Genomic DNA, 22,725 nt, shown 5'->3' with positions numbered 1-22,725 from the left:
GTCGCCCCGGCGCGAATTCGCAAGGTGGCGCCGGTACAACTCGGAGGAGTATCGCATGGACGGCTCGCTAGCCCTTCTCTTTGCCCTGGTGGCCACCGCCGACCTTCACTTTGCCGATTGCGCGACCCCGCGCTGCGCCGCCCCCGCCCCGGCGCGCACCGCGCTGCAATATGGCGAGGTGCTGTTCCAGCGCGAGCGCCAGGGCGGTGAGCTCTATCTTCAGCATCACCTCGCGGCGCGCTATGGCAGGCTCGAGCCGGTGATCGGCCTGTCGGTCTCGGCCGATGGCGATGCCTGGCTGGGCGCCGGGCTGCAATGGACCGGCGCGCTGCCGCATGACAGCTTCGTGCAGCTGTCGCTCCTGCCCGGTCTCTATGCGCCGATGGACGGCCCCGATCTGGGGCATGCTCTGGAGTTCCGCTCCTCGGCGGGGGTGGGCTACGAGTTCGACAATGGCGCGCGGATCTCGCTGCAATTCGATCACCGCTCGAATGGCGGCCTGTCGGACCCCAATCCCGGGCTGGAAACCTTCGGCCTTCGCGTCGCCCTGCCGCTCTGAACGGGCCGGGAGATGCGAAAAGGGCGGCCCCGCCGGGGCCGCCCTTTCCGAAAATCCCGAAGGCTGGCGATCAGCGCTTGGAGAACTGGAAGCTGCGGCGGGCCTTGCGGCGGCCGTACTTCTTGCGCTCGACGACGCGGCTGTCGCGGGTCAGGAAGCCCGCGGCCTTCAGCGCGCCGCGCAGCGAGGGATCGTAGAGCTGCAGCGCCTTGGAGACACCGTGCTTCACGGCACCGGCCTGGCCCGAGAGGCCGCCGCCGGCGACGGTGGCGTAGACGTCGAACTGGCCGGAGACACCGGCAACCTGGAACGGCTGGCGCAGGATCATCTGCAGCACCGGGCGGGCGAAGTACTCGCTCATTTCCTTGCCGTTGACGGTGACCTTGCCGGAGCCCGGCTTGATCCAGACGCGGGCGACCGCGTCCTTGCGCTTGCCGGTCGCGTAGGAGCGGCCCAGCTCGTCACGGACGGGCTCGCGGGGGGCGAGCGCCTCGGTGTTGACCTGACCTTCGGTCGAGACGGCTTCACCCAGCTCTTCGAGCGAGTTGATCTGATCGGCCATTATGCGGTCCTCGTGTTCTTCTTGTTCATGGACGTGACGTCCAGAACCTCGGGCTTCTGGGCCTCCATGCCGTGCTCGGCACCGGCGAAGACGCGCAGATGGGTCATCTGCGTGCGCGACAGGCGGTTGCCCGGCAGCATGCGCTTGACGGCCTGCATGACGACGCGCTCGGGATGCGCGCCTTCGAGGATCTGCTGCGTGGTGCGCGACTTGATCCCGCCCGGATGGCCGGTGTGCCAGTAATGCGGCTTCTCGCGCTTCTTGCCGGTCAGCTGCACCTTGTCCGCGTTGATCACGATGACATTGTCACCCATGTCCATGTGCGGGGTGAAGGAGGCCTTGTGCTTGCCGCGCAGGCGCATGGCGATGATCGAGGCGAGGCGGCCCAGGACGACGCCCTCGGCGTCGATCAGGATCCACTTCTTGTCGATATCCGCCGGTGTAGCGGTAAAGGTTTTCATGGTTCTGCCCTTGATCTGCAACGCGCACCGCCCCGTACGGGCCGCCCGCGCAAATTCGATGGCCGGGTTCTAAACGAAGCTGGCGCGCAGTCAAGCGCGCAAGGTATCGAAAAACCGTCCAATATCAGTCGCTTGCAAATATGGTATAATGATACCCCATGAATTTGCGGGGTTCAGACCTCCATCACATGCGGCGGCGCGGCGAGAAGTGCGGCGAGCCGGTCGATCGCCGCCTCGAAGGCGGCATCCTCGCGCAGACCGGTCAGCGCGAGGCGCACCGCCGAGGGCGCGCGCCCGTCGATCAGCGCGAACTCGTCGGCGGGCTTGATACGGATGTTCTTGGCCTCCGCCGCGCGGCTCAGCGAAGAGGGCCGCCAGCCGCGCGGCAGGTCGAGCCAGGCGAAGGGCACGCCCTCGCGGCTGCGGGGCTGCCATGGCGCGAGGCGGCGATTGAGATAATCCAGCCGCCGGCTTTGCACCTTCAGCACCGCGTCGCGCACCCGTGCCGCGAGCCCGCCCGAGAGCGCCGCCTCGGCCAGCGAGACGGTGGGGCGCGACAGGCCGAAGAACTGCTGCTGCGCCGCGATGCGCGGCAGCATGGCCCGCCCGGGGGCCGAGAGGATCGCGCCGAGCCGCAGGTCGGGGCTCAGCGTCTTGGACAGCGTCGTGACCACCCATGACCGCTCGGGCGCGAGGCGGCGGTAACTGGCATCCTCGCCCGCGTCGGAGCGGAAGCAGTCATCATCGATGATCTGAAGATTGTACTGGCGCGCTATTGATACAATCTGCGCCCGCCGCTCGGGCGAGGTGCGGATCGTCGTCGGATTGTGTGCCTCTGCACTGGTACAAAGCAGCTGCGCCCCGCTCTCCCGGCAGGCCCGCTCCAGCGCCTCGGGCAAAAGCCCCTCCCCATCGAAGGCGATGCCGCGGATCTCGGCCCGGACGAGCGCAGCGGCGTGGCGAAAGCCGGGATAGGCCAGCTCCTCGGTCAGCACCACCGGGCGCGGCCCGTGCAAAAGCGCCTGCAGCAGCACCACCATGCCATGCTGCGCGCCCGAGGTGAGCACGAGGTCCTCGGCCTCCAGCGGGCCATGGGCGGGGGTGGCGAACCACTCGGCCAGAAGCGCGCGCAGCGGCGCGTCGGCCTCGGGGCGCGGATAGCCGACATAGGCGCCAAGCGGCGGATCGGGCAGGTTTTTCAATAGCTCATGCAGCATGCGCCCCTGCCCCACATCGGCGACCTGCGCGGTGCGCAGGTTGAGCATCTCGCCCTCGGGGCCCATGCCCGACGGGTCGATCAGCGCCGGCAGCGGCGCGGGCATGTCGGGCTCGGCGACGAAGGTGCCGCGCCCGACCACGGCGCGCAGCACCTCCTGCTCGACGAGATCCTTGTAGGCGCGCGCCACCGTGCCCGGCGTCACGCCGAGCCGCCAGGCCACCTCGCGCACCGGCGGCAGGCGGTGCCCCGGCGCGATGGTGCCGGAGCCCACCGCCTCCTGGATCGACCGCTTCAAGGCCTGATGCTTGACCGGGCCACCGCCATCGAGGCTGGGCCACCAGATTGTACTCATGACAAAACTTCCCTAGACGTCAGTTTCCGCGCATTGTATGCCTTTATCCGAAGCATAGACAGATATTGTACCAATACAAGAGAGGCCGACATGACCACGCTCGCCCGCACCGCCACGCCCTTCGAGGCCGCCCTCGATCAGGGAGCCTTCTCCGCGCTTCTCGCCGGGCTGGCCCGCCGCGTGGCGCTGTGGGAGCGCCGCGCCCGCACCCGCCGCGCGCTGTCGCGTCTCGATGCGCATATGCTGCGCGATCTCGGCCTCGATCCCGTCTCGGCCGAGCGCGAGGCGGCGCTGCCGTTCTGGAAGGGCTGATCCCCGGCCTGACCAAACCTGCGGGGCCGGAGCGATCCGGCCCCTTTTTTTCATGCAGGCATCGCCCCCTGCGCCGGATCGGGCGGGATCGAATAGGTCATCGAGGCGCGCGCCACCGGCGCGCCCTGCCCCTCGCTGAACAAGAGCGCTTCGCCCACCGCCAGCCTGCGCCCGAGCTTCAAGAGCCGCGTCTCGGCCAGAAGATCCGCCCCCGCCACGGGGCGGCGCAAAAAGTCGATCGTGGCCCCGGTGGTCACCGCCTGCGTGACCGGGCCGATCCGCGACAGGATCGCGAGATAGATCGCCACATCGGCCAGCCCGAACATCGACGGCCCCGAGACCGTGCCGCCGGGGCGCAGATGCAGCGCCGTCACCCGCAGCCGCAGCAGCACTCCTTCCCCCTCCGCCCGCTCCACCGCGAATTGCGCGGCGACCTGCGCGAAATCGCGCTCCAGAAACGCGGTCAGCGCCGCTGCGTCCATCTTCATGCCTGTCCTCCCTGCCGCCACGCTTTCGCAAGCGCGCGCGCCGGGCAAGCCCCATAGTTGAGGCGGGCTCATAACTGTCGTGGGGTCTTTTCATTTGCATCCTCGTCGGTTGCGATGCAGGCAGTGTCGGAAACGGCCGCGACCCGCGTGCCGATCCGGGCGTTGATCGGCCCGAAGAGCAAAGCCCGCCCCGAGGAGCCCCGTGACATGGCTGATGAAGATGACGACCTGATCCTCTCCGAACTCGACGATGAAGAGCTTGTCGCGCAGATGTTCGACGACCTCTATGACGGCATGCGCGACGAGATCATGGAGGCCACGCAGATCCTGCTCGATCGCGGCTGGCAGCCTTACGACGTGCTGACCCGCGCCCTTGTCGGCGGCATGACCATCGTCGGCAACGATTTCCGCGATGGCATCCTCTTCGTGCCCGAGGTGCTGCTCGCCGCCAACGCGATGAAGGGCGGCATGTCGATCCTGAAGCCGCTTCTGGCCGAAACCGACGCGCCGCGCATGGGCAAGATGGTGATCGGCACCGTCAAGGGCGACATCCACGACATCGGCAAGAACCTCGTGGCGATGATGATGGAGGGCGCGGGCTTCGAGATCGTCGATCTCGGGATCAACAACCCGGTCGAGAACTATCTCGAGGCGCTGGCCCGGGAACAGGCCGACATCCTCGGCATGTCGGCGCTCCTGACCACCACCATGCCCTACATGAAGGTGGTGATCGACACGATGAAGGAGCAGGGCATCCGCGACGATTACATCGTGCTGGTGGGCGGCGCGCCGCTCAACGAGGAGTTCGGCCGAGCGATCGGCGCCGACGCCTATTGCCGCGACGCCGCCGTGGCGGTGGAGACGGCCAAGGAGCAGGTCTCGCGCCGGCACAACCGGATGCGGGCGGGCGCCTGAGCGCGCCCCTGCCCTCCGACGCCGCGCTGACGCGCGACGGCCTCGCCCCGTCGGGGCGGGGCCGTGTGCTGCTCATCGCCTGCGGCGCGCTGGCGCGCGAGATCCTCGCGCTGATCGGGCGCAATGGCTGGGACCATCTCGACCTGCACTGCCTGCCCGCGATCCTGCACAACCGCCCCGAGCGCATCGCCCCCGCCGTCGAGGCGGCGGTGGCGGCGCGGGGCGCAGGCTACGCGCGCATCTTCGTGGTCTATGCCGATTGCGGCACCGGGGGAGAGCTGGCCCGGACCTGCGAACGGCTGGGGCTGGGCATGGTCGAGGGGCCGCATTGCTACGCCTTCTACGAAGGCGTGGAGACCTTTGCCGAGACGGGCGAGGTCACCTGCTTCTACCTCACCGATTTTCTCGTGCGGCAGTTCGACGCCTTCGTCTGGCAGCCCCTGGGCCTCGATCGGCACCCGGAGCTGCGCGAGATGTATTTCGGCAATTACACCACACTGGTCTACCAAGCGCAGACCGATGATCCGGCGCTCACCGCCCTCGCCCGCGCCCATGCCGAACGGCTGGGGCTGGGCTTCGAGCGGCGGCTGACCGGTTACGGCGATCTGGAGGCCGCGCTGGTGCGGGCCTAGGCGGCGGCCATCGCGGTCTCGCGGATGCGCTCGACCATGGCGCGCAGCCCGTTCGAGCGCTGCGCCGAGAGGTGATCGTTGAGCCCGAGCCGCGCCAGTTCGCCGCCCGCGTCGATCTTGGGCACCTCCGCGACGGGCGCGCCGTCATAAAGCGCGTGCAGCACCGCGATCAGGCCGCGCACGATCATCGCGTCGCTGTCGCCGCGGAAATGATAGGTGCCGCCCTCGGGCGCGGGCACGAGCCAGACCTGGCTGGCGCAGCCCAGCACCTTGGTCGCGGGCACCTTCAGCGCGTCCTCGAGCGGGTCCATCGCCTTTCCAAGCTCGATCACGTGCCGGTAGCGGTCTTCCCAATCATCGAGAAACTCGAAGGTCTCGGCGATCTCCTCGAAGGCGGGCTGGGCCATCTGCGTCTCCTGTCGTCGGGGCTGTGGCTCACAGGTAAGCGCTTTGCCCGCATTTGCCAGTGGGGGCGCGGCCCCCGGTCTCGTGTCGGACGGCTCGGCTCAGAGATCGACCGTCACCACCTGCGCGCCCCGGGCGGCAAGGCCGACCCGGCCTTCGCACAGCGCCAGCGCCTGCTCGCCGAACACCTCGCGGCGCCAGCCATAAAGCGCATGCACCTCGCGCTCGCCCGCGGCCAGCGCGTCGAGATCGGCGGAGCTGGCGATCAGCTTGGGCGCGACCCCCTCGGCCTCGGAGCGCGCCTTCAGCAGCACGCGCAGGAGATCGGCCAGCGCCGGGTTGACCTGAAGCTGGTCGCGCGGCTTCTCGGCGCGCGGCATCCTGTCGGCGGGCAGCCTGGCAGCGCGATCGACCGCGGCGAGGATGCCCTCGGCGATCTCGCCCTTGCGCGCATCGCGCAGCAAGAGGCGCGAGCGGCCGAGATCCTTTTCATTGGCGGGCCGGGTCGAGGCCAGCTCCACCAGCGCGTCATCCTTGAACACGCGCGAGCGCGGCACGTCGCGCTCCTGCGCATAGGCTTCGCGGAACTGCGCCAGCTCGCGCAGCGCGGCGATGAATTTGGGGCTGTTGGAGCGGGTCTTGACCCGCTGCCAGGCCTGCGCCGGATCGACGCGGTAGGTCGCGGGGTCGTTCAGCACGGCCATCTCCTCGGCGACCCAGCGGGCGCGGCCCGTCTTCTTGAGCTGCGCGGCGAGCCATTCGTAGATCACCCGAAGATGCGTCACATCGGCCAGCGCATAGCTCTTTTGCGCCTCCGATAGCGGGCGGCGCGACCAATCGGTGAAGCGCGAGGATTTGTCGATCTCGGCGCGGGCGATCTTGCGCACCAGCGTCTCGTAGCCCGCCTGCTCGCCGAAACCGCAGACCATCGCCGCCACCTGCGTGTCGAACAGCGGCGCGGGGATGAGATCGGCCTCGACCTGGAAGATCTCCAGATCCTGCCGGGCCGCGTGGAACACCTTGACCACGCCCGGATCGCGGAAGAGGTCGTAAAGCGGCGCGAGGTCGAGCCCCTCGACCAGCGGATCGACCAGAACGGCGCTGCCCTCGCCGCCATCGGGGCCGTCCTCGCCCGGATGGGCGAGCTGGATCAGGCAGAGCTTGGAGTAATAGGTCCGTTCGCGCAGGAACTCGGTGTCCACCGTGACATAAGGGTGCTTCGCGGCCCTTTGGCAAAAGGCGGCGAGATCTTCGGTGGTGGTGATGGTCTGCATGTCGTCTGGAGCCTGCGGAAATGGGGGCGGCGCGGCGGCGCCGGTCCCCGTTCTCTTAAGGGACGGGCGCGCAGATGGAAAGCGCCCGGCTCAAAGCCGGATCGGCGTCCGGTCGCCTATGGCAAAGCGGCGCAGCACCATCGGGTAGAGCCGGTGTTCCTGCTCCAGCACCCTTGCCGCCAACACCTCGGGCGTGTCGCCCGGATGGACCGGCACCCGCGCCTGCCCCAGCACCGGCCCGCCATCGAGCTCGGCGGTGACCTCGTGCACCGAAACGCCATGCTCCGCGTCGCCCGCCTCGATCGCGCGCGCATGGGTGTGAAGCCCGCGATATTTCGGCAAGAGCGAAGGGTGGATGTTGAGCATCCGCCCCTCCCACCGGGCGATGAAGGCAGGCGTCAGGATGCGCATGAAGCCCGCAAGGCAGATGATGTCGGGCCGCGCCGCCTCCAGCCGCTCGCTCAGCGCCGCCTCGAAGGCCTCGCGGTCGCGGCCGAAGGGCTTGTGATCGACCGCCGCGGTCGGGATGCCCAGCCCGGCGGCGCGGGCGAGCCCGCCCGCCGCGGGGTCGTTCGAGGCCACCAGCACCGGGCGACAGGGGTGGTCGCCCGTCATGTCGCGCACCAGCGCCAGCATGTTCGACCCGCCGCCGGAGATCAGGATGGCGACGCGCTGCGTCTCGCTCACGACAGGCTGCCCGTATAGGCGACCCCCTGCCCGGCCGTGACGCGGCCCAGCCGGTGCACCGTCTCGCCCTCGGCGTCGAGCAGCGCGGCGATGGCGTCCGCCTTCTCGGGCGAGACGACGACGACCATGCCGATGCCGGAATTGAAGGTCTTGAGCATCTCGGAGGTGTCCAGCCCGCCCTCGCGCTTGAGCCAGTCGAAGACCGGCGGCAGCGACCACGCGCCCAGATCGATCTCGGCGCCCAGGCCCTCGGGCAGCACCCGCGGCAGGTTCTCGGTCAGCCCGCCGCCGGTGATGTGCGCCAGGCCATGCACGCCGCCCTCGCGGATCGCCGCGAGGACCGATTTGACGTAAAGCCGCGTCGGCGCGAGCAGCGCGGCCCCGAGGCTCTCGCCCGAGAAGGGCGCGGCGTCGTCCCAGCCGAGCCCGGCGCGCTCGACGATGCGGCGCACGAGGGAATAGCCGTTGGAATGGACGCCGTCCGAGCCAAGGCCCAAGAGCACGTCGCCCTCGGCCACGCCATCGGGCAGCGCGTGGCCGCGCTCCATCGCGCCGACGGCAAAGCCCGCGAGGTCGAAATCGCCCGCCGGATACATGCCGGGCATCTCCGCCGTCTCGCCGCCGATCAGCGCGGCGCCCGAGGCTTCGCAGCCCGCGGCGATGCCCTCGATCACCCGCGCGGCGCTGTCGGTGTCGAGCTTGCCGGTGGCGAAGTAGTCGAGAAAGAAGAGCGGCTCCGCGCCTTGGCAGACGAGATCGTTGACGCACATGGCGACGAGATCGACGCCGACGCCGTCGAGATGGCCGGTGTCGATGGCGATGCGCAGCTTGGTGCCCACGCCATCGGTGGCGGCCACGAGCACCGGGTCGCTGTATCCGGCGGCCTTGAGGTCGAACAGCGCGCCGAAGCCGCCGAGACCGGACATGGTGCCGGGGCGGTCGGTGCGCTTCGCCGCGGGCTTGATCCGTTCCACGAGCGCATTGCCCGCATCGATATCCACCCCCGCCTGCGCGTAAGTGAGCCCGTCCTTCTGCATCGCGTCCCCCGAATGCCGGTGTGTGAAGTGACGCCGCGATACCTCAGACCCCGCGCGAGAGCCAGCGCCAACTTGACCCGCCCCCCCGGTCTGCTAAGAGGAACGCAGGGGGCCCGTAGCTCAACGGTCAGAGCAGACCGCTCATAACGGTTTGGTTGGGGGTTCAAATCCCTCCGGGCCTACCAAAAACACCCTCAAGTAACTGACGATAAACGAAAACCACATGAGGCGTGGGGGCAAATCCCCGCCTCATGGGAGTCAACCGGTCATCATCATGATTGCCCCGTGAAAGCGGGGCCGCGCGAGAAAGCCCGGTCGAACGCCCGGTTACGTTGCCCTTGCGCAATCATCGGGAACATGAGCCCGGCACCGGCGTTCTGCGCCAATGATCAGCAGTATTTCCTATCGCGCAACGCGACCCGCTCAACACGATAAGTGGTTCCATCAAGGGTGGTGGATCATCCCGGGCGCGAGTATCGGACTGGCGATCTGGGCGAGCCTCATCTGGATCGGGGTGGCGCTGGCCCTGTGATAAGGGCCGTGGCCGACCCTCCTCTCGGACGAGGCGATCTCTGCTGCATGCCAATCCGGTGCCGACAGGCCGCTCTTACGAACGTCTGACTTCTGCTGACGAAACTCGGCCAGCCGATTTGTGCTGCAAGCGCGACCTGCCCGATCCCGGACATCGCGCAAGGGAAAGGGCCGCCCGCGGGCGGCCCAGGCTTTTTCGAACTCGGTTCTATCAGATCAGGAAATCGTCTTCCGTGATCATCTCCGCATCGACCCCGCGAAGCGTGATCTGCGACTCGCCATAGCTGATCACGGCGTCGTCACCCTGGTTCTCGATGGACAGGTCCTCGAAATCCAGCGAGGTGCGGGTGAAGTCGAACAGGTCCGACCCGTCTTCGAAATCCGTGATGACGTCATCGCCATCCTTCTTGCTGCGGAAGACGAAGAGATCCGCCCCGTTGCCGCCGGTGAGAACGTCGTTGTGACGGCCGCCATTCAACGTGTCGGCGCCGTTGCCGCCATCGAGCGTATCGCGGCCCAGATTGCCGAGAAGCCGGTCATCGCCCGCCCCGCCATCCAGGGTATCACGCTGCTGGTTGCCGATGAGGACGTCGGCACCGGCCTTGCCCTGCAGGGTGTCATTGCCCTTGCCGCCGGCGAGAACATCCGCACCCGCGCCGCCGGCCAGCAGGTCGTTTCCGATGCCGCCATCGAGCCGGTCATTGCCGGCAAAGCCGCGCAGCACGTCGTTGTCGGCGCCGCCATCGAGCACGTCATTGCCCCTGAAGCCCTTCACGACATCATCGCCGGCACCGGCATCGAAGACGTCATCATCCGCGCTCAGCCTGAAGTTGCCGCTGGCAGAGGCGCGCTGCCCGGCGAGGAGGTCGAGGGCCTGTTCGAGATCGATCTTCGTGATCTCACCCGAAGCGACGGGCAGGATGCCGACATAGCCGTCCTGCGTGCCGTCGATCTCGCCATCGGTGCCTTCGCCATAGCCGCTCTCGACATTCTGGCCGTGCAGCACGATCTCGCGCAGCGCCAGCGGCATCAGGTCTTCCATGTCATACTGATTGCCGGTGACCGGGCTCTTGAGGTTGTCCATGTCGGTGAGGTCGAAGCTCTGGATGTAGGAGAGCTGCCCCCGGGCATCGGCCATCGGGCTCATGCCGTCCTCGTCGATGAGCGGAAGAAGGATGTCGCCGTAGGCCGGCACCCCTTCGAGCACCTCGACGAACCCGTCGCCATCGGCATCATCGGGCAGCGTCGGCGTGCGCGAATTGGCGGGATCGCCATCTTCGTCGAAGGCGCCATGGATATGCTGGGCATGGGCGGCGTCAGGCGTCAGGTTTTCGGCCAGCACCGCCACGTTGATGTAAGGCGTATCCTCGGCTTCGCCGAGAGACACGATGGCGCTGCCGAACACACCGGAGTTGTTCAGCGCCGTCAGGTCGACGGCCCAGGTGCCCTCCGACCCCTTGAGAAAGGTTTCGAAAGATCCGTAAGAACTGTTAAGATGAGCCACAGGCTCTCCTCCCTGTCATAATATGTGACGTTCTCCGCCACCAGAAGTTGACCCTGCATACACGTCTGGCGGTGTCATAAGTTTCATCACGTGACCGTGTGACTGAACTTACCGGTGGCTCTGGTCAGGACAGCGATCGAGCGTGAGGACGCGGGCGGGCACCGGCCGCGTCCTCCAGCGGCAATCTCGGCTCATAGGTGCGCGCGCAAGTCATTCGTGACCTGCGGCGTCAGTCGTCCTCCTCGTCGTTCAGCCCGCCGCCGGTATTGAGCACGGGATCGCCGCCTTGGCGATAATCGGGGCGATCCTCGTCGTTGAAGACGGTGCCATCCGCGCCCGCTTCGGTCGAAAGGCCCGCGCCGCCTTGCATGGTCGTGCAGGCGCCAAGCAGCAGCGCCGCCGGGATGAGATACTTGTAGACCATGTCCGTTTCCTTCTGTTGCGTCGCGGCTCAACGCAGCCGGGATGGAACGGTTCGCCGGAAGGAGCGAACGGCGTGCCTCGCGCCATGGACGATCTGGACCGCCATTCCCTTCCCGTGGCAGGCTGCATCCACGCATGGCGAAGCAAAGCGGAACGGAGCGGAACGGATGATCGAACTGCCATGGGGGCTCGGACGGCTGGATCGCCGGGTCCTGTTCCCGCTGATCGCGCTCGACCTGCTGCTTCTGGTGATCGGGGTGGGCTACGGGGTGGCCGTGGCGTTCGATCCTTCGGTGCATTGGCCGCCCGCGCTCCGGTTCGATCACGATTGGGGCCTTGCGGAGATGCTGAACTACGTCAAATGGCTGGTCGCGGCCGGGGCGCTCGCCCTGGCCTGGCGGCGCGAAGATGCGCTTTTGGCCGCCGCCATGGCGGCGACGCTGCTCGTCGCGGTGGCCGACGATGCGGGCCGGCTGCACGAACAGGGCAGCATCGCGCTGGCGCTCGCCACGGGTCTCGTGGAGCGTCATGGCACCATCGCGTTCCAGATCTGCGAGCTGGTGATCTGGGCCGGGCTGGGGCTGCTTTGCGCGGTGCCGCTGGGGATCGGTTGGCGCCGGGCCGATGCCGGGCTGCGCCGCCGCGCGATGGGCACGGGGCTGTTCTTTGCGGGGATCGCGCTGTGCGCGATGGGCATGGACACGCTGCACACGCTGGTCGGCTTCTACTGGCCCGACCGGCCCCTGCTCAGCGGCGCCTTCATGATCGCCGAAGGCGGCGGCGAGAACCTGTTTCTCAGCCTGCTGACCGCGCAGGCGGTGGGCAGCTTCGGCCGGCCGCGCCCTAGCGCGCCAGAACCAGCTCGGCCCTGAGCCCGCCCAGCCCCTCGCTGTCGTGCAGATGCAGCGCGCCGCCATGCCCATGCGCGATATCGGCCACGATGGCGAGCCCGAGGCCGACCCCGGTGCCGCGATCCTGGTTGCGGGCCGGATCGAGCCGGCTGAAGGGGCGCATCGCCTCCTCGCGCCGCTCCTCGGGGATGCCCGGCCCGTCATCCTCGACCGAGAGCCGCAGGCTGCGCGGCCCGACCACGAGCGCCACCTCGCAGCGCGTGCCGTAGCGCAGCGCGTTGTTGATCAGGTTCTCCAGCGCCCGGCGCAGCGCCGTGGGCCGCAGCGGCATCGGCTCGGAGCGGCCCTGCACGGGCCGCAGGCGCACCGCCTGCCCGGCCCGCTGCGCATCCTCGACCACGCGGGCGACGAGATCGGCCGGGTCCACCGTCTCCATCGCCTCGGCCGCGTCTCCACGGGCGAAATCGAGAAAGGCGTCGAGCAGGCGGCGCATCTCGTCGACATCCCCCACCAGCGGCGCGGCCTCCTCCTCGGGCAGCATGGTCAGCCCCAGCCTGAGCCGGGTCAGCGGCGTGCGCAGATCGTGGCTGATCCCCGACAGCATCAGCCGGCGGGCCTGGGTCTGCCGCTCGATCCGGTTGCGCATGTCGAGAAAGGCCATGCCGGCGGCCCGCACCTCCGAGGCGCCGGCCGCCTTGTAGGGCAGGATCCGCCCCTTGCCATAGGCCGAGGCGACCGCCGCCAGCCGGGTCACCGGGCGCAGCTGGTTGCGCAAGAAGAGATAGGCCACCAGCGTCAGCAGCGCCCCCAGCACGACGATCAGCACGATCAGCTGGTGCGGGTTGCTGGCCGAGACGCGGCGGCGGTCGAAGGTCACCGCGAGCGGGCCATGCGCGGTGTCGATCCATGCGGTCACCCTGCGCCCCTCGGCCACCTCCACCGCCAGCGGCGTCTCGAGCCCGGCGCGCAGCGTCTCGATCACGGCGCGGCCCGACAGGTCGAAGAACCGCACCGCATCGGCGGGCATGGGCGGCGCGAAGCGCGCCTCGAGCTCGAGCGGTTGCCCGAGCGTTTGCGCCCGCGCCTCGGCGGCGGCGCGGTCGGGGGCCGCATCGACCGCCTGCGACAGGAAGCGCAGATCGATCAGCACGGACCTTGTCATCTGCTGCGTGACGCCTTCGAAATGGCGCTGTACGAAGCTGATCGAGATCACCAGCTGCAAGGTGACCACGGGCAGCAGCAGGATCAGCGCGGCCCGGCCCTGCAGGCCGCGCGGCATCCATCGTTTCAACCAGTCGAAAGCCATGGCGCAAGCTAGCCGCCCGGGCCGGAAAGGAAAAGCATGACCGACGCGCCGCTCGAAGAGCTCGAACCGGGGCTGATGCGCCTGCGCGCGCCCAACCCCTCGCCGATGACCGGACCGGGCACGAACAGCTATGTCGTGGGGTATGACCGCCTCGTCGTCCTCGATCCCGGCCCCGACGATCCGGCGCATCTGCAGGCGCTCCTGTCGGTGATCGGCGCCCGGCCGGTGGAGGCGATCCTGGTCACCCATGCGCATCTCGATCATTCGGCCCTCGCGCCCGCCTTGGCGCGGGCCACGGGTGCTGCGGTCTGCGCCTACGGCCCCGCCACCGCCGGGCGCAGCGCGGTGATGCGCAGGCTGGCCGATGCCGGGATCGGCGGCGGCGAGGGTCTCGACGAGGGCTTCGCGCCCGACAGATGCCTGGCCGATGGCGCAGAGCTGGCCCCGGAGGGGGCGCCGCTGACGGCGCTGCACATGCCCGGCCACATGGCCGGGCATCTGTGCTTTGCCTGGCGCGGCGCGGTGTTCTCGGGCGATCTCGTCATGGGCTGGTCGAGCACGCTGATCTCCCCGCCCGACGGCGATCTCGCCGCCTTCCGCCGCTCCTGCGAGCGGCTGCGCACCCATGCGCCCCGGCGGCTCTATCCCGGCCACGGCGCCCCGGTCGACTCGCCCGCCGAAAGGATCGACTGGCTGCTGGCCCACCGCGCCGCGCGCGAGGCCCAGATCCGCGCCGCGCTCGAAGACGGCCCGCTCGACCCCGCCGCCCTGACAGAGCGCCTCTATGCCGACCTGCCGATCGCGCTCCATCCGGCCGCCCGCCGAAACGTCCTCGCCCATCTCATTGATCTCATGGAGCGAAACCTCGTCACCCCGAGCGATGGCGGTCTGGTCGGGGCCCGTTTCTTCCTGACGTGAGGGCAGTTGAATTTTTTACGCCACCCCCTCTGGACACTCCCGATCCGATAACTGTATATCGCCCACATGTTCCGGCGTAGCTCAGCGGTAGAGCAGTTGACTGTTAATCAATTGGTCGTAGGTTCGATCCCTACCGCCGGAGCCAACCACTAAGTAAATGGTTGGAAACAAACGGAAAAGCGCTCCCTCGGGGGCGCTTTTCGCGTTTCGGACACAGGTCCTGACACTCCGCCTTACACACTCCGGACACATCGGAGTCACAAGGAGTCAGTGCCGGTGCCCCTTGCCCGTTCCAAACACGCCCATATCCCCCATCTCGAACTGCGCGCCCAAGGCTACGTCTGGCGGCGGCGACTCCCGCGATCGGTTCTGCGACTCGGGCAACCCGTGAAAGCTGAAAAGGCGGCGGTTTTCGCCTCGGTTCGCATCAAAGCCTGCGAAGAGAATCGGATTCTCTGTAACGACATGACCCGTTCAAAGCTCGTTGCCGAGACGCAAGAGGAGAATTCGGGGAATCAAACCCTGTTTGGGGGAATCCCCTTATGTCTTTCCCTCAAGACCCATGGCTTTTCGGTGGCCGCGGAGCTTGCCCGCAGGCTCAGCACCCTCAGCGATCAGATATTCCTCTACGCCACCGCCACGATGAACCTGTCACCCCAAGACGTCACCCGCCTCCTGACCGCACTCGCCCGCTTCGAGATCGAGGCGGCCGATCGCGAACGTGCCTTGGCCGATCCGCGATCCCCCCAGCTCGCGCAGGCGGCCCTGGAACGGGAAGCGGCCCGGCAGGCCGTTCTGCGGCAAGCCTTCTTCCAGCAGGATTACACCGTGGTGGAGGAGCCGCTGCGCCATGTCGCCGCGCATCTGGGCATCGAGCTCCCCGAAGCGGGCAGCGAACAGGCGCGGCTACTGGCCTACGAGGCCACGCGCGTGCTGCTGGATGCCAGCGAGGAGAAGGCCCGGCGGGACCGGGGCATCTTCCCCAGTCCCAGCCCCTACTTCGTCCGCGCGATCGCCGAGGAAACATCCCCGGGCATTCCCGCGCAATCAACCGCCTCGGCCATCGCCGAACGTCTCATCGACAAGGAAGTTGCCACGAAACTGTTCCCCCCATCCCGGTTTGCCTCATGCGAGCCCGCACATGAAAAATCGGGGCCCGAGGAAACGCCGACCGAGAAACCAGCTGTCAGAGATCTCTTGAAAAAACGCGGGGTTCTCCAAAGCTGCCCGCCCGAGCTCCTTGCAAGCCTCGAGAGCGGCGAACCAATCACGTTCGACAGAGCAGCCGACTTCTACCTCAAACTGAAGGAAGCAGGCTTCGCCGACGAATGGCACAAGTATCAGCGTCCCGATGCCGCCGTGGGGCGAAAGTGGGTCAAGTCGTCGGGCGCCTCGGCGAAGACAAGCCTGAAAATCTGGGCGGAGCCACTGGGCTCCAAAGTATTCACCGAGATCCCTGAAGAAGAGATCGAGGCCGCCATCAATGTCATCCGCAGTCTCCCGAGACTTCATGGCAAAGGAAAGAAATACACGGCCGAGAGCTACCCGGCACTGATCGCAAAGGTCGAAGCGCGTGAAGCCCAGGCGATGGATAACGCAGAACGGGAACTGCGGCGACAAGGCTGCAACAACGAAGCCGAGATTCGAGATGCGCGTCTCGCACATGCCGAACCGCGTCTTCGGGCAGAGACCTATATGCGCATCGTTCGCATGGCCAACAGGGTTGGCACGATGCTCGAGCAGCTCGGCCTCGTGGGAACGAATCCGTTCAGCATCTGCACCTTTTCCAATCGTGAAGCGAAGGCCCTGAAAATGACCGAGGAAAACGTAGCGCGCCAACCTTGGGATGACCGCCTCAATGAGCTATTCGCAACCCGAGTATTCAAAGGCAATGCCGCAGATGAAGCTGATCCCCTGTTTTGGATGCCGCTGATCGGCTACCTGATGGGCACGCGGATGGAAGAAGCCGCCCAAGCCGGACCGGATGATGTCCAATCCGATGAAGGGATTGCCTACCTGATCGTTCGCCAAGCCTTGGGCGATAGCGTCAAGTCGGAGAATGCGACCCGCAAGATCCCGGTGCATCCCGCCTTGATCGACCTCGGCTTCATGGAACTCGTGGAGCGCGCCAGGAAAAGAGGAGATCGCCGCCTTTTTCCCTCGCTCACGCGTGGGGCGAACAAGGGGACACTTACCGAAAATTTCACCAAGGCCTTCGGCTACTACCGCCGCACCAATGACGTCTACTGGCATGGCCTTGATTTCCACGCTCTGCGCACCACGTTCCACCACCGCTTGGTGGATGGATCCTGTCCGGGGGCGCACCGGCGAAAACTGATGGGCCACGAGCCTCTCGACGAAGGAGAACGTGCCTACGCCCAGAAGGGAATAAGCATCGCGAGCCTCTTCGACCAGGTAAAGAAGATTCCGTTCGACCCAGAACGGGTGCAAAGCCCGATCCCGGGATTCCCAGAACGGCCGCAGGAAGTGCAAGGTCTGCGCTTGGCGCACGGGAGCAAGTCATGACGCAAAATAAGCCCAAATCAAACTCGACGAGCAAGCATCTTGCTCCAGGGGCTCTCGGACGCGCGGGTTCAGGCCCCCTCGAAGTGACCCATGAAAACGGCTCTTTCGCAGCCTCCGGCCTTGCGCATCCCCCATCCGCCCGGCCGACCCGCGTGACAGTCCGATACGATGGCGCAGTCCTATCGATCGCGGCCACCTACGAACCGAAATGGCGTGGCCCGGTCGAAGGCTCCATTTCGCTTCCCCTCGACATGGGGGATCCGTGTTTCTTGCTCCCCCTCCTTGATGGGGAGCAACCCTGGAAACCCTGGCCAGAAATCGAGGCCTTTGTGCGCCAAGCCATTGCGGAATTGCAAGTTCCCCAGCGAATGTCGCGCATGTTCGACCGGCATCTCCACATCCTCCGCGCAATTCGCAATGGTCCAGAGTTATCAAAAATGCGAAGCGACCACGCAACAGAGAAAGCGCATAGAAAGGCACTCTTATGGCTGACTGACCGGAACTTGGATTGCCAAATCGCAGAAAGTATCAGAATAATGCGGGACGTGCTTATTAAATCCACCCCCATTTCTGAACTGGCCTGCTACGGCAATGCGATGCGGTATTATAAAGAGCTCGTGAACGAAAAGCAGAGGCGCTTAGACCTGTCTGAGCTTGAGCGAATGGACGAGCAGCTGTGCCGTCTGCAAGAAGAGGAGCGCAGCCGCCGCAGAAGAAAGGCGGTATCCTACCGGTCGTGACCTGCTGGGTGGCAAATGCCTACCTCCGCATTCAGGCCGCCGTATGGGATGATAGCCCGAGGAACGGCCGCCCGTAGCCCATGACGCAGCCGTTCTGAGGCCTGCTGCCAACGCCAAAATATTAGCACTGCTGCAATCGACGTGTGCCCTGCCTCATCGGTGCATCGGATTGGCAATGCTGGCCGACGCGTCTTCCACGAACGCCTTAACATTTCGCTGTGCCAGAATGCGCGTCTCATTCGCCGTCAGACCACGTCGCGTGGCTCCCCCAAAAGCCACCATTGGCGCTTGTTGCAAGAAGACCTGTGCGACATGGTCCGCAGGACGCATTGCAACAAAGCCAGACCTGACGCCATGTCCAAGAAGACCTTGAACCAGACCAACCTCGAGAAGCTGGGGGCGGAAAAGCTCGCCGCCCTGGTCATGGAGCTGGTTCAGGGGAGTGCGGCCCTTCAGCGTCGCGCACGGATGGAACTCAGCGCCGCCCAGGGCCCCGGGGATGTTGCTGCCGATCTGCGCAAACGCTTCGCTTCGCTGCGCCGCGCGACTGGCTTTGTCGACTGGCGCAAGCAAAGGACGCTGGTCAAGGATCTCGAAGGCCTGCTGAGAATGATCGAAACCAACATCGTCCCGCAGGACCCGGACGAGGCTTTCGAACTGCTCTGGTCTTTCCTGCAGCTCGCCCCCTCGATCTACGCGCGCACGGATGACAGCAACGGCGCGGTCGGCGGCGTCATGAGTGACGCGGTGGACCTGATCGCGGAGATATCGCCCAGGATTTCCAAGAACCGCACCGCCCTGGCCGAGCGCGTTCTCGACGCGGTCGCCGGAGCCGGCTACGGAGAGTTCGACGGGATCATTCCCGCGACGGCGGAGGCGCTCGGCCAGGAGGGGCTGGAGCATCTTAAAGGCATCACGCAAGCCTGGGCCGAAGCGGCACCGACCGAGCATGAGCTCGAGCAATACCAGGGCTATGGCCTTAGGTCTTCTGCCGAAGACAGCGTGCGCCGCAACAAGCAAGCTACGCGGTCGATCATCCTGGCGGATGTCGCGGACGCCCAGGGGGATGTCGACGCCTACATGGCCCGCTATTCCGCGGAACAGCTGACCTATGGCACCATCGCCCCCGACGTGGCCCGGCGCTTGCTGGACGCGGGACGGGTCGACGAGGCTTACGACATCGTCGTCCGTGCCCGCGCCAGCGAAGACGGCAAACCGTTCCGGATGTTCCGCCACGATCTCGACGCGGTCTTCGAAGAATGCCTCGAGCGGCAGGGCAGGACGGAGGAATTGAAGGCCCATCTGAAAGGGGCGTTCGAGCAGACCCTCAGCACGCCCTGCCTCCGCAAGTATCTGAAGCTGCTGCCCGACTTCGAGGACTTCGAGGCCGAAGAGTCGGCTCTGGATCTTGCGGAGGCCTTTCCGCACCTGGAGGCAGCGATCGGTTTCCTTGCCGATTGGCCGTCTCACGACCGCGCGGCACGGGTCGTGCTATCCCGAGCCGACGAGCTGAATGGGAACTCCTACCATACCCTCACGACAGCGGCCGATGCGCTCGAGGCCGGGCATCCGCTCGCCGCGACGCTCATGCGGCGCGCCATGGTTTTGGACACGCTGAACGGGGGCAAGTCTAAGCGCTATCGTCACGCGGCGCGGCATCTGGCCGAATGCCGCTCCTGCGACGCCGCCATCGCGGATTACGGCGACTTCCCCTCACACGCGCGGTTTCTCGAGGTGCTCAAGCAGGAGCACGGCCGCAAGCATGGGTTCTGGCGCCTGGCCGATCCGTAGTTTCAGCCCCAAGCGACCATAGGCCACCCGCCTAAATGCCGTCACACAGAACACTAATTCTACCGACCCAAAATGCTATACTTAACACGGATAGGTGCGTTGCTGCCTCGCAACTGCTGAATTTCTACATCACCCCTCGCAACCTGCAACTCACTCCGCAATCCGTAATTTGCACTCCCACGCGCATCACAAAAAGAAGGTCTTCCGCTTTGGATGTAACGAATATTAAAATCGAGAACTTCAAAAGAATCTCCGAAGTCGAAATACCTCTATCGAAAGTCAATTACATTGTTGGGGGCAATAATTCCGGAAAGAGCAGTGTTCTTCAAGCCATTCATATGGCCGCATCATGCGCAAAGCTTTCTCTCGAACGGAAGGAGCAAGTTCTCCCCGAGGCTGAGCTGAGATACTCACCGACTTCAGAATTCACTCTGCTTGGTCACAGCGCTCCTTATGAAAATAAAGCCACTGGATCACGCGGGCGCATTGAGTTTACGGGAACCGCGAATGACGGCACTGTCGCAAGCTACCGCGTTGAGATTTACAAAGGTAGAAACTACGGGAGTGTTGGAGTAGATAGGAGTGGAACGTATGCCGGGTTTGGGCAGGAGATCTGCGACCCTAAGAGTATGTTTTCGGTGTTCGTTCCCGGAATATCTGGAATCCCTCACAGAGAGGAGCACAAAAATTACGCCTCAGTTTTCCTGAAGGCCGCCGGAGGAGAAGCCAATCTCGTATTTAGGAATATCATTAGAATTCTGGACGAATCAGATAAGATTTTAGAAGTTGAGGATATCCTCAAGGACATCATCGGCAACTGCAAAATCTACATCAGCCATGATGCAGAAAGAGATCTATTCGTGGACGTGCAGTTTTCTCAGGGCGGAGGCAAGAGTGTTCCAATTGACTTAACTGGAACTGGCATTCTTCAACTGGTTCAAATTGTTGCTTATGTGTGCCTCTTCGAACCCAAATTTCTATTAGTTGATGAGCCTGACAATCACCTTCACCCGTCACGTCAAGCGATACTGGCCAAGACTTTTGATAAGCTATCAGAGCTGTATGGATCAACAATTGTCGTCACCACTCACAGTCGGCACTTGGTCGCTGCCGCATCATCTACTGCGAAGATCGTATGGATGAAGGATGGGAAAATAGAGTCGGATGAATGCAAAGATCTGGCCAGCGTTCTCATGGACCTTGGCGCCTTGGATCAACTCGACTCACAAGGAGCAGACTGCATCATTTGCACCGAGGACAAAGGCAAGAGAGCGCTGGAGAACTGCGTCGAGAGCTTGGGATTGTCAGAGCGAATTAAAGTAATCTCATACAACGGCATCAATAATGCGGCTTCGTCCGTAGCAATTAAAGCGATGGCTGATCTGTATGAGAATAACCCGCTCATCATTGTTCACCGGGATCGAGATTTCATGATTGATGCTGAGGTGAATATGTGGGGTGCGGATTATATAAACCGCGACATGTTGGTCTTCTCCCCTCCCCTTTGCGATATTGAATCCTACCATTGCACACCAGCTCATGTTGCTGCGGTTTATGATCTCGGTGAATTCGAATGCCGGCAAATTGTTCAAGAAGAAATAGATCGCAGCGCAAACGACTTTCGGGCCAAATTCCGGAAGAAACGCCAAGAAGCAAATCAAAAATTTTGGAAGGACGGTGGGAGTCCGAACACGAATGAGCTTTGGCCGGAAAACGAAGGCGCAAATCTTGAGCGGGCGTATGGCAAGAAGTTGATATCAAATTTGAATGACCGCCTTTCTCAGCAACCCGGTGGTAGGCGAAATCTTGAAGCTCTGGTGAGTCAGGAGCTTATGTCGCTCCTTCGAAGCTGCTTAGAGCAATCGGGATTTTTTCAAGTAGAACAGGGTGAAGCCGCTGGATAGCTACTTCCGCCCTGCCACGGCTCTGTTGTGCAAACAGGCTGACGGGATTCATCTCTTGGAAGCAGCATGATAGCGGGCGCGCATGAGCAGCAGATCCAAGCCGCCGAGCTACAAGACCAGGAATTGGTCTGATTATAACGCAGCCCTGAAGAAGCGTGGCTCCCTGACGATCTGGTTCGATCCCGGCATGGTCTGGACGCCGCCACCGAGCGGCAACAGGAGGCGCCAGCAGAGCTACAGCGACGCCGCCATTCAGGTCTGCCTGACGATGAAATCGCTGTTCGGCCCGGCGCTCCGCCAGACAACGGGCTTCGTCGAGAGCCTTTTGCAGCTGATCGGCCTGGACTGGGTGGTGCCAGACTTCAGCACCCTGTGCCGGCGCCAGAAGGCGCTGGCCGTGAACATCCCCTATCGCGGCTCACCGGGTCCGCTGCATTTGCTGATCGACAGCACTGGGATCAAAGCCGAAGGGGAAGGCGAATGGCACGCGCGCAAGCACGGCGGGCCAATGCGACGCCTGTGGCGCAAGATCCACCTCGGGATCGACGAGGACACGCTGGAGGTTCGGGCGGTCGAGATTACGGGGAGCCATGTCGGCGATGCCCCCATGCTTCCTGAACTGCTGGACCAGATCCCCAGCAACCAAGACATTGGCTCGGTCACGGCAGACGGCGCTTACGATACGCGCAAGTGCCATGACGCCGTCGCATCGGGGGGCGCATGCGGTCATCCCGCCGCGCAAGAATGCGAAGCCTTGGAAGCCCGGCTCCGCTGGGGCGATCGCCCGCAACGAAGCCCTCAGGGCGTCAAAGTATCTGGGCCGATCCCTATGGCGCCATTGGAGCGGGTATCACCGCCGAAACCGCGTCGAGACGAAGATGCACTGTGTGAAGCTACTGGGCCAAAGCCTCATGGCCCGGGACTTCGATCGTCAGGTCGCCGAGCTCCAGATCCGCATTGCCGTGCTCAACGGCTTCACCGCGCTCGGCATACCTGTGACAGAGGTCGTAGGATAAGTCCGTTTGGGGAAAGGGGCACCTCGGCCATCACCCGTTTTGCGCAACAGAGCCCGGCCACCCTCATAACATCGACGGCACTCTCCTCCTGTCGGACCCTGCCTCTTGCGTCGCCAATTGTGGCGTGGGCAGAGGCGGAGTTCGCTCGAGGCGTGGCATTCTTGCTCATCAGGCAGCGCAAACCTTGCACCCGTCGCACTCAGCGACCGCAATCACGCGAGCCCTTTGCGGAGATCAAGTTGGCAGCCGACAGCGCAACGCGGTCAAGGCGCAGCAGCGCGGCGCCGGTTGCCGATCTGACCTCGCGTTTAA

At 65.0% G+C, this 22,725-nt stretch carries 21 protein-coding genes, 2 tRNA genes and 1 pseudogene; 13 read left to right on the top strand and 11 right to left on the bottom strand.

The features are described from left to right. The first annotated feature begins 55 nt into the window (after window positions 1-55). Window positions 56-559, top strand: coding sequence for an acyloxyacyl hydrolase (locus CJ301_RS00510; RefSeq protein ID WP_099273141.1), 504 nt, complete (start codon window positions 56-58; stop codon window positions 557-559). Between the two features lie 70 nt (window positions 560-629). Here CJ301_RS00510 and rpsI read toward each other — a convergent pair whose 3' ends face one another. From rpsI to CJ301_RS00495, 3 genes are all read right to left on the bottom strand, one after another. Beyond that, window positions 630-1,121: a 30S ribosomal protein S9 gene (gene rpsI / locus CJ301_RS00505; RefSeq protein ID WP_099273139.1), complete on the bottom strand. Its 492-nt coding sequence runs from the start codon at window positions 1,119-1,121 to the stop codon at window positions 630-632. Continuing rightward, complete coding sequence (rplM, locus tag CJ301_RS00500; protein WP_099273136.1) at window positions 1,121-1,582, bottom strand: 50S ribosomal protein L13; 462 nt, start codon at window positions 1,580-1,582, stop codon at window positions 1,121-1,123. The genes rpsI and rplM overlap by 1 nt, the downstream gene beginning before the upstream one ends. A gap of 173 nt (window positions 1,583-1,755) precedes the next feature. After that, entirely contained in the window at window positions 1,756-3,153 is a 1,398-nt protein-coding gene (locus tag CJ301_RS00495; protein ID WP_099273134.1) for a PLP-dependent aminotransferase family protein, read from the bottom strand. Window positions 3,154-3,243: 90 nt separating this feature from the next. Here CJ301_RS00495 and CJ301_RS00490 point away from each other — a divergent pair, with 90 nt between their 5' ends. Beyond that, window positions 3,244-3,465, top strand: coding sequence for a DUF1127 domain-containing protein (locus tag CJ301_RS00490; RefSeq protein ID WP_099273132.1), 222 nt, complete (start codon window positions 3,244-3,246; stop codon window positions 3,463-3,465). A 50-nt stretch (window positions 3,466-3,515) separates the two neighbouring features. On the opposite strand, the gene CJ301_RS00485 is transcribed toward CJ301_RS00490, so the two are convergent. Next, entirely contained in the window at window positions 3,516-3,953 is a 438-nt protein-coding gene (locus CJ301_RS00485; RefSeq protein ID WP_099273130.1) for a PaaI family thioesterase, read from the bottom strand. Window positions 3,954-4,160: 207 nt separating this feature from the next. Here CJ301_RS00485 and CJ301_RS00480 point away from each other — a divergent pair, with 207 nt between their 5' ends. Together CJ301_RS00480 and CJ301_RS00475 are read left to right on the top strand one after the other, a co-directional pair. Beyond that, window positions 4,161-4,868, top strand: a complete 708-nt coding sequence (locus tag CJ301_RS00480; protein WP_099273128.1) for a corrinoid protein — start codon at window positions 4,161-4,163, stop codon at window positions 4,866-4,868. A gap of 8 nt (window positions 4,869-4,876) precedes the next feature. Beyond that, a complete protein-coding gene (locus CJ301_RS00475; RefSeq protein WP_099274112.1) occupies window positions 4,877-5,500 on the top strand; it encodes a DUF1638 domain-containing protein in 624 nt (207 codons plus the stop codon). Here CJ301_RS00475 and CJ301_RS00470 read toward each other — a convergent pair. The 4 genes from CJ301_RS00470 to purM all read right to left on the bottom strand — a co-directional run bounded on the left by CJ301_RS00470 (window position 5,497) and on the right by purM (window position 8,903). Beyond that, complete coding sequence (locus tag CJ301_RS00470) at window positions 5,497-5,907, bottom strand: SufE family protein (protein WP_099273126.1); 411 nt, start codon at window positions 5,905-5,907, stop codon at window positions 5,497-5,499. The two genes, CJ301_RS00475 and CJ301_RS00470, sit on opposite strands and share 4 nt — an antisense overlap. A gap of 99 nt (window positions 5,908-6,006) precedes the next feature. Next, on the bottom strand, window positions 6,007-7,179 hold the full coding sequence (gene rnd, locus CJ301_RS00465) for a ribonuclease D (protein WP_099273124.1): 1,173 nt from the start codon (window positions 7,177-7,179) through the stop codon (window positions 6,007-6,009). A 90-nt stretch (window positions 7,180-7,269) separates the two neighbouring features. After that, window positions 7,270-7,866, bottom strand: coding sequence for a phosphoribosylglycinamide formyltransferase (gene purN / locus CJ301_RS00460; RefSeq protein WP_099273122.1), 597 nt, complete (start codon window positions 7,864-7,866; stop codon window positions 7,270-7,272). Then, on the bottom strand, window positions 7,863-8,903 hold the full coding sequence (gene purM, locus CJ301_RS00455; RefSeq protein ID WP_099273120.1) for a phosphoribosylformylglycinamidine cyclo-ligase: 1,041 nt from the start codon (window positions 8,901-8,903) through the stop codon (window positions 7,863-7,865). The genes purN and purM overlap by 4 nt, the downstream gene beginning before the upstream one ends. 109 nt (window positions 8,904-9,012) lie before the next feature. Here purM and CJ301_RS00450 point away from each other — a divergent pair. Next, window positions 9,013-9,088: transfer RNA gene (locus CJ301_RS00450), tRNA-Ile, on the top strand. A gap of 557 nt (window positions 9,089-9,645) precedes the next feature. On the opposite strand, the gene CJ301_RS00445 is transcribed toward CJ301_RS00450, so the two are convergent. Beyond that, the gene (locus tag CJ301_RS00445; RefSeq protein ID WP_099273118.1) at window positions 9,646-10,938 is read right to left on the bottom strand and encodes a calcium-binding protein; all 1,293 of its coding nucleotides are present in this window, start codon (window positions 10,936-10,938) and stop codon (window positions 9,646-9,648) included. A 229-nt stretch (window positions 10,939-11,167) separates the two neighbouring features. After that, window positions 11,168-11,362 (bottom strand): hypothetical protein, encoded by a 195-nt coding sequence (locus tag CJ301_RS00440; protein ID WP_099273116.1) that lies wholly within the window; start codon window positions 11,360-11,362, stop codon window positions 11,168-11,170. 166 nt (window positions 11,363-11,528) lie between these two features. On the opposite strand from CJ301_RS00440, the gene CJ301_RS00435 reads away from it, so the two are divergent. Continuing rightward, on the top strand, window positions 11,529-12,233 hold the full coding sequence (locus tag CJ301_RS00435) for a hypothetical protein (RefSeq protein ID WP_099273114.1): 705 nt from the start codon (window positions 11,529-11,531) through the stop codon (window positions 12,231-12,233). On the opposite strand, the gene CJ301_RS00430 is transcribed toward CJ301_RS00435, so the two are convergent. After that, complete coding sequence (locus CJ301_RS00430; RefSeq protein WP_099273112.1) at window positions 12,205-13,518, bottom strand: ATP-binding protein; 1,314 nt, start codon at window positions 13,516-13,518, stop codon at window positions 12,205-12,207. The genes CJ301_RS00435 and CJ301_RS00430 overlap by 29 nt on opposite strands. 36 nt (window positions 13,519-13,554) lie before the next feature. Between CJ301_RS00430 and CJ301_RS00425 the strand changes: the two genes are divergently transcribed. The 7 genes and pseudogenes from CJ301_RS00425 to CJ301_RS00400 all read left to right on the top strand — a co-directional run bounded on the left by CJ301_RS00425 (window position 13,555) and on the right by CJ301_RS00400 (window position 22,413). Further along, window positions 13,555-14,436, top strand: coding sequence for an MBL fold metallo-hydrolase (locus tag CJ301_RS00425; protein WP_099273110.1), 882 nt, complete (start codon window positions 13,555-13,557; stop codon window positions 14,434-14,436). Between the two features lie 70 nt (window positions 14,437-14,506). After that, a tRNA-Asn gene (locus CJ301_RS00420) sits at window positions 14,507-14,581 on the top strand. Between the two features lie 131 nt (window positions 14,582-14,712). Next, a complete protein-coding gene (locus CJ301_RS00415; protein WP_162620377.1) occupies window positions 14,713-16,962 on the top strand; it encodes a hypothetical protein in 2,250 nt (749 codons plus the stop codon). Continuing rightward, window positions 16,959-17,702 carry a hypothetical protein gene (locus CJ301_RS18550; RefSeq protein ID WP_162620376.1) on the top strand — a complete coding sequence of 248 codons (744 nt, stop codon included), beginning with the start codon at window positions 16,959-16,961 and terminating at the stop codon, window positions 17,700-17,702. The genes CJ301_RS00415 and CJ301_RS18550 overlap by 4 nt, the downstream gene beginning before the upstream one ends. Window positions 17,703-18,056: 354 nt before the next feature. Continuing rightward, window positions 18,057-19,493: a DUF6880 family protein gene (locus CJ301_RS00410; protein ID WP_099273106.1), complete on the top strand. Its 1,437-nt coding sequence runs from the start codon at window positions 18,057-18,059 to the stop codon at window positions 19,491-19,493. A 209-nt stretch (window positions 19,494-19,702) separates the two neighbouring features. Further along, on the top strand, window positions 19,703-21,397 hold the full coding sequence (locus CJ301_RS00405) for an ATP-dependent nuclease (RefSeq protein WP_162620375.1): 1,695 nt from the start codon (window positions 19,703-19,705) through the stop codon (window positions 21,395-21,397). Window positions 21,398-21,479: 82 nt separating this feature from the next. Further along, window positions 21,480-22,413: pseudogene (locus CJ301_RS00400) on the top strand (IS5 family transposase). Window positions 22,414-22,725: the final 312 nt, after the last annotated feature.

The sequence above is a fragment of the Limimaricola cinnabarinus genome (assembly GCF_002723615.1).
GTDB classification, from domain to species: domain Bacteria; phylum Pseudomonadota; class Alphaproteobacteria; order Rhodobacterales; family Rhodobacteraceae; genus Limimaricola; species Limimaricola cinnabarinus_B.
The sequence above is the reverse complement of the archived record's forward strand: the minus strand, read 5'-3'. Positions and strand labels throughout refer to the sequence as shown.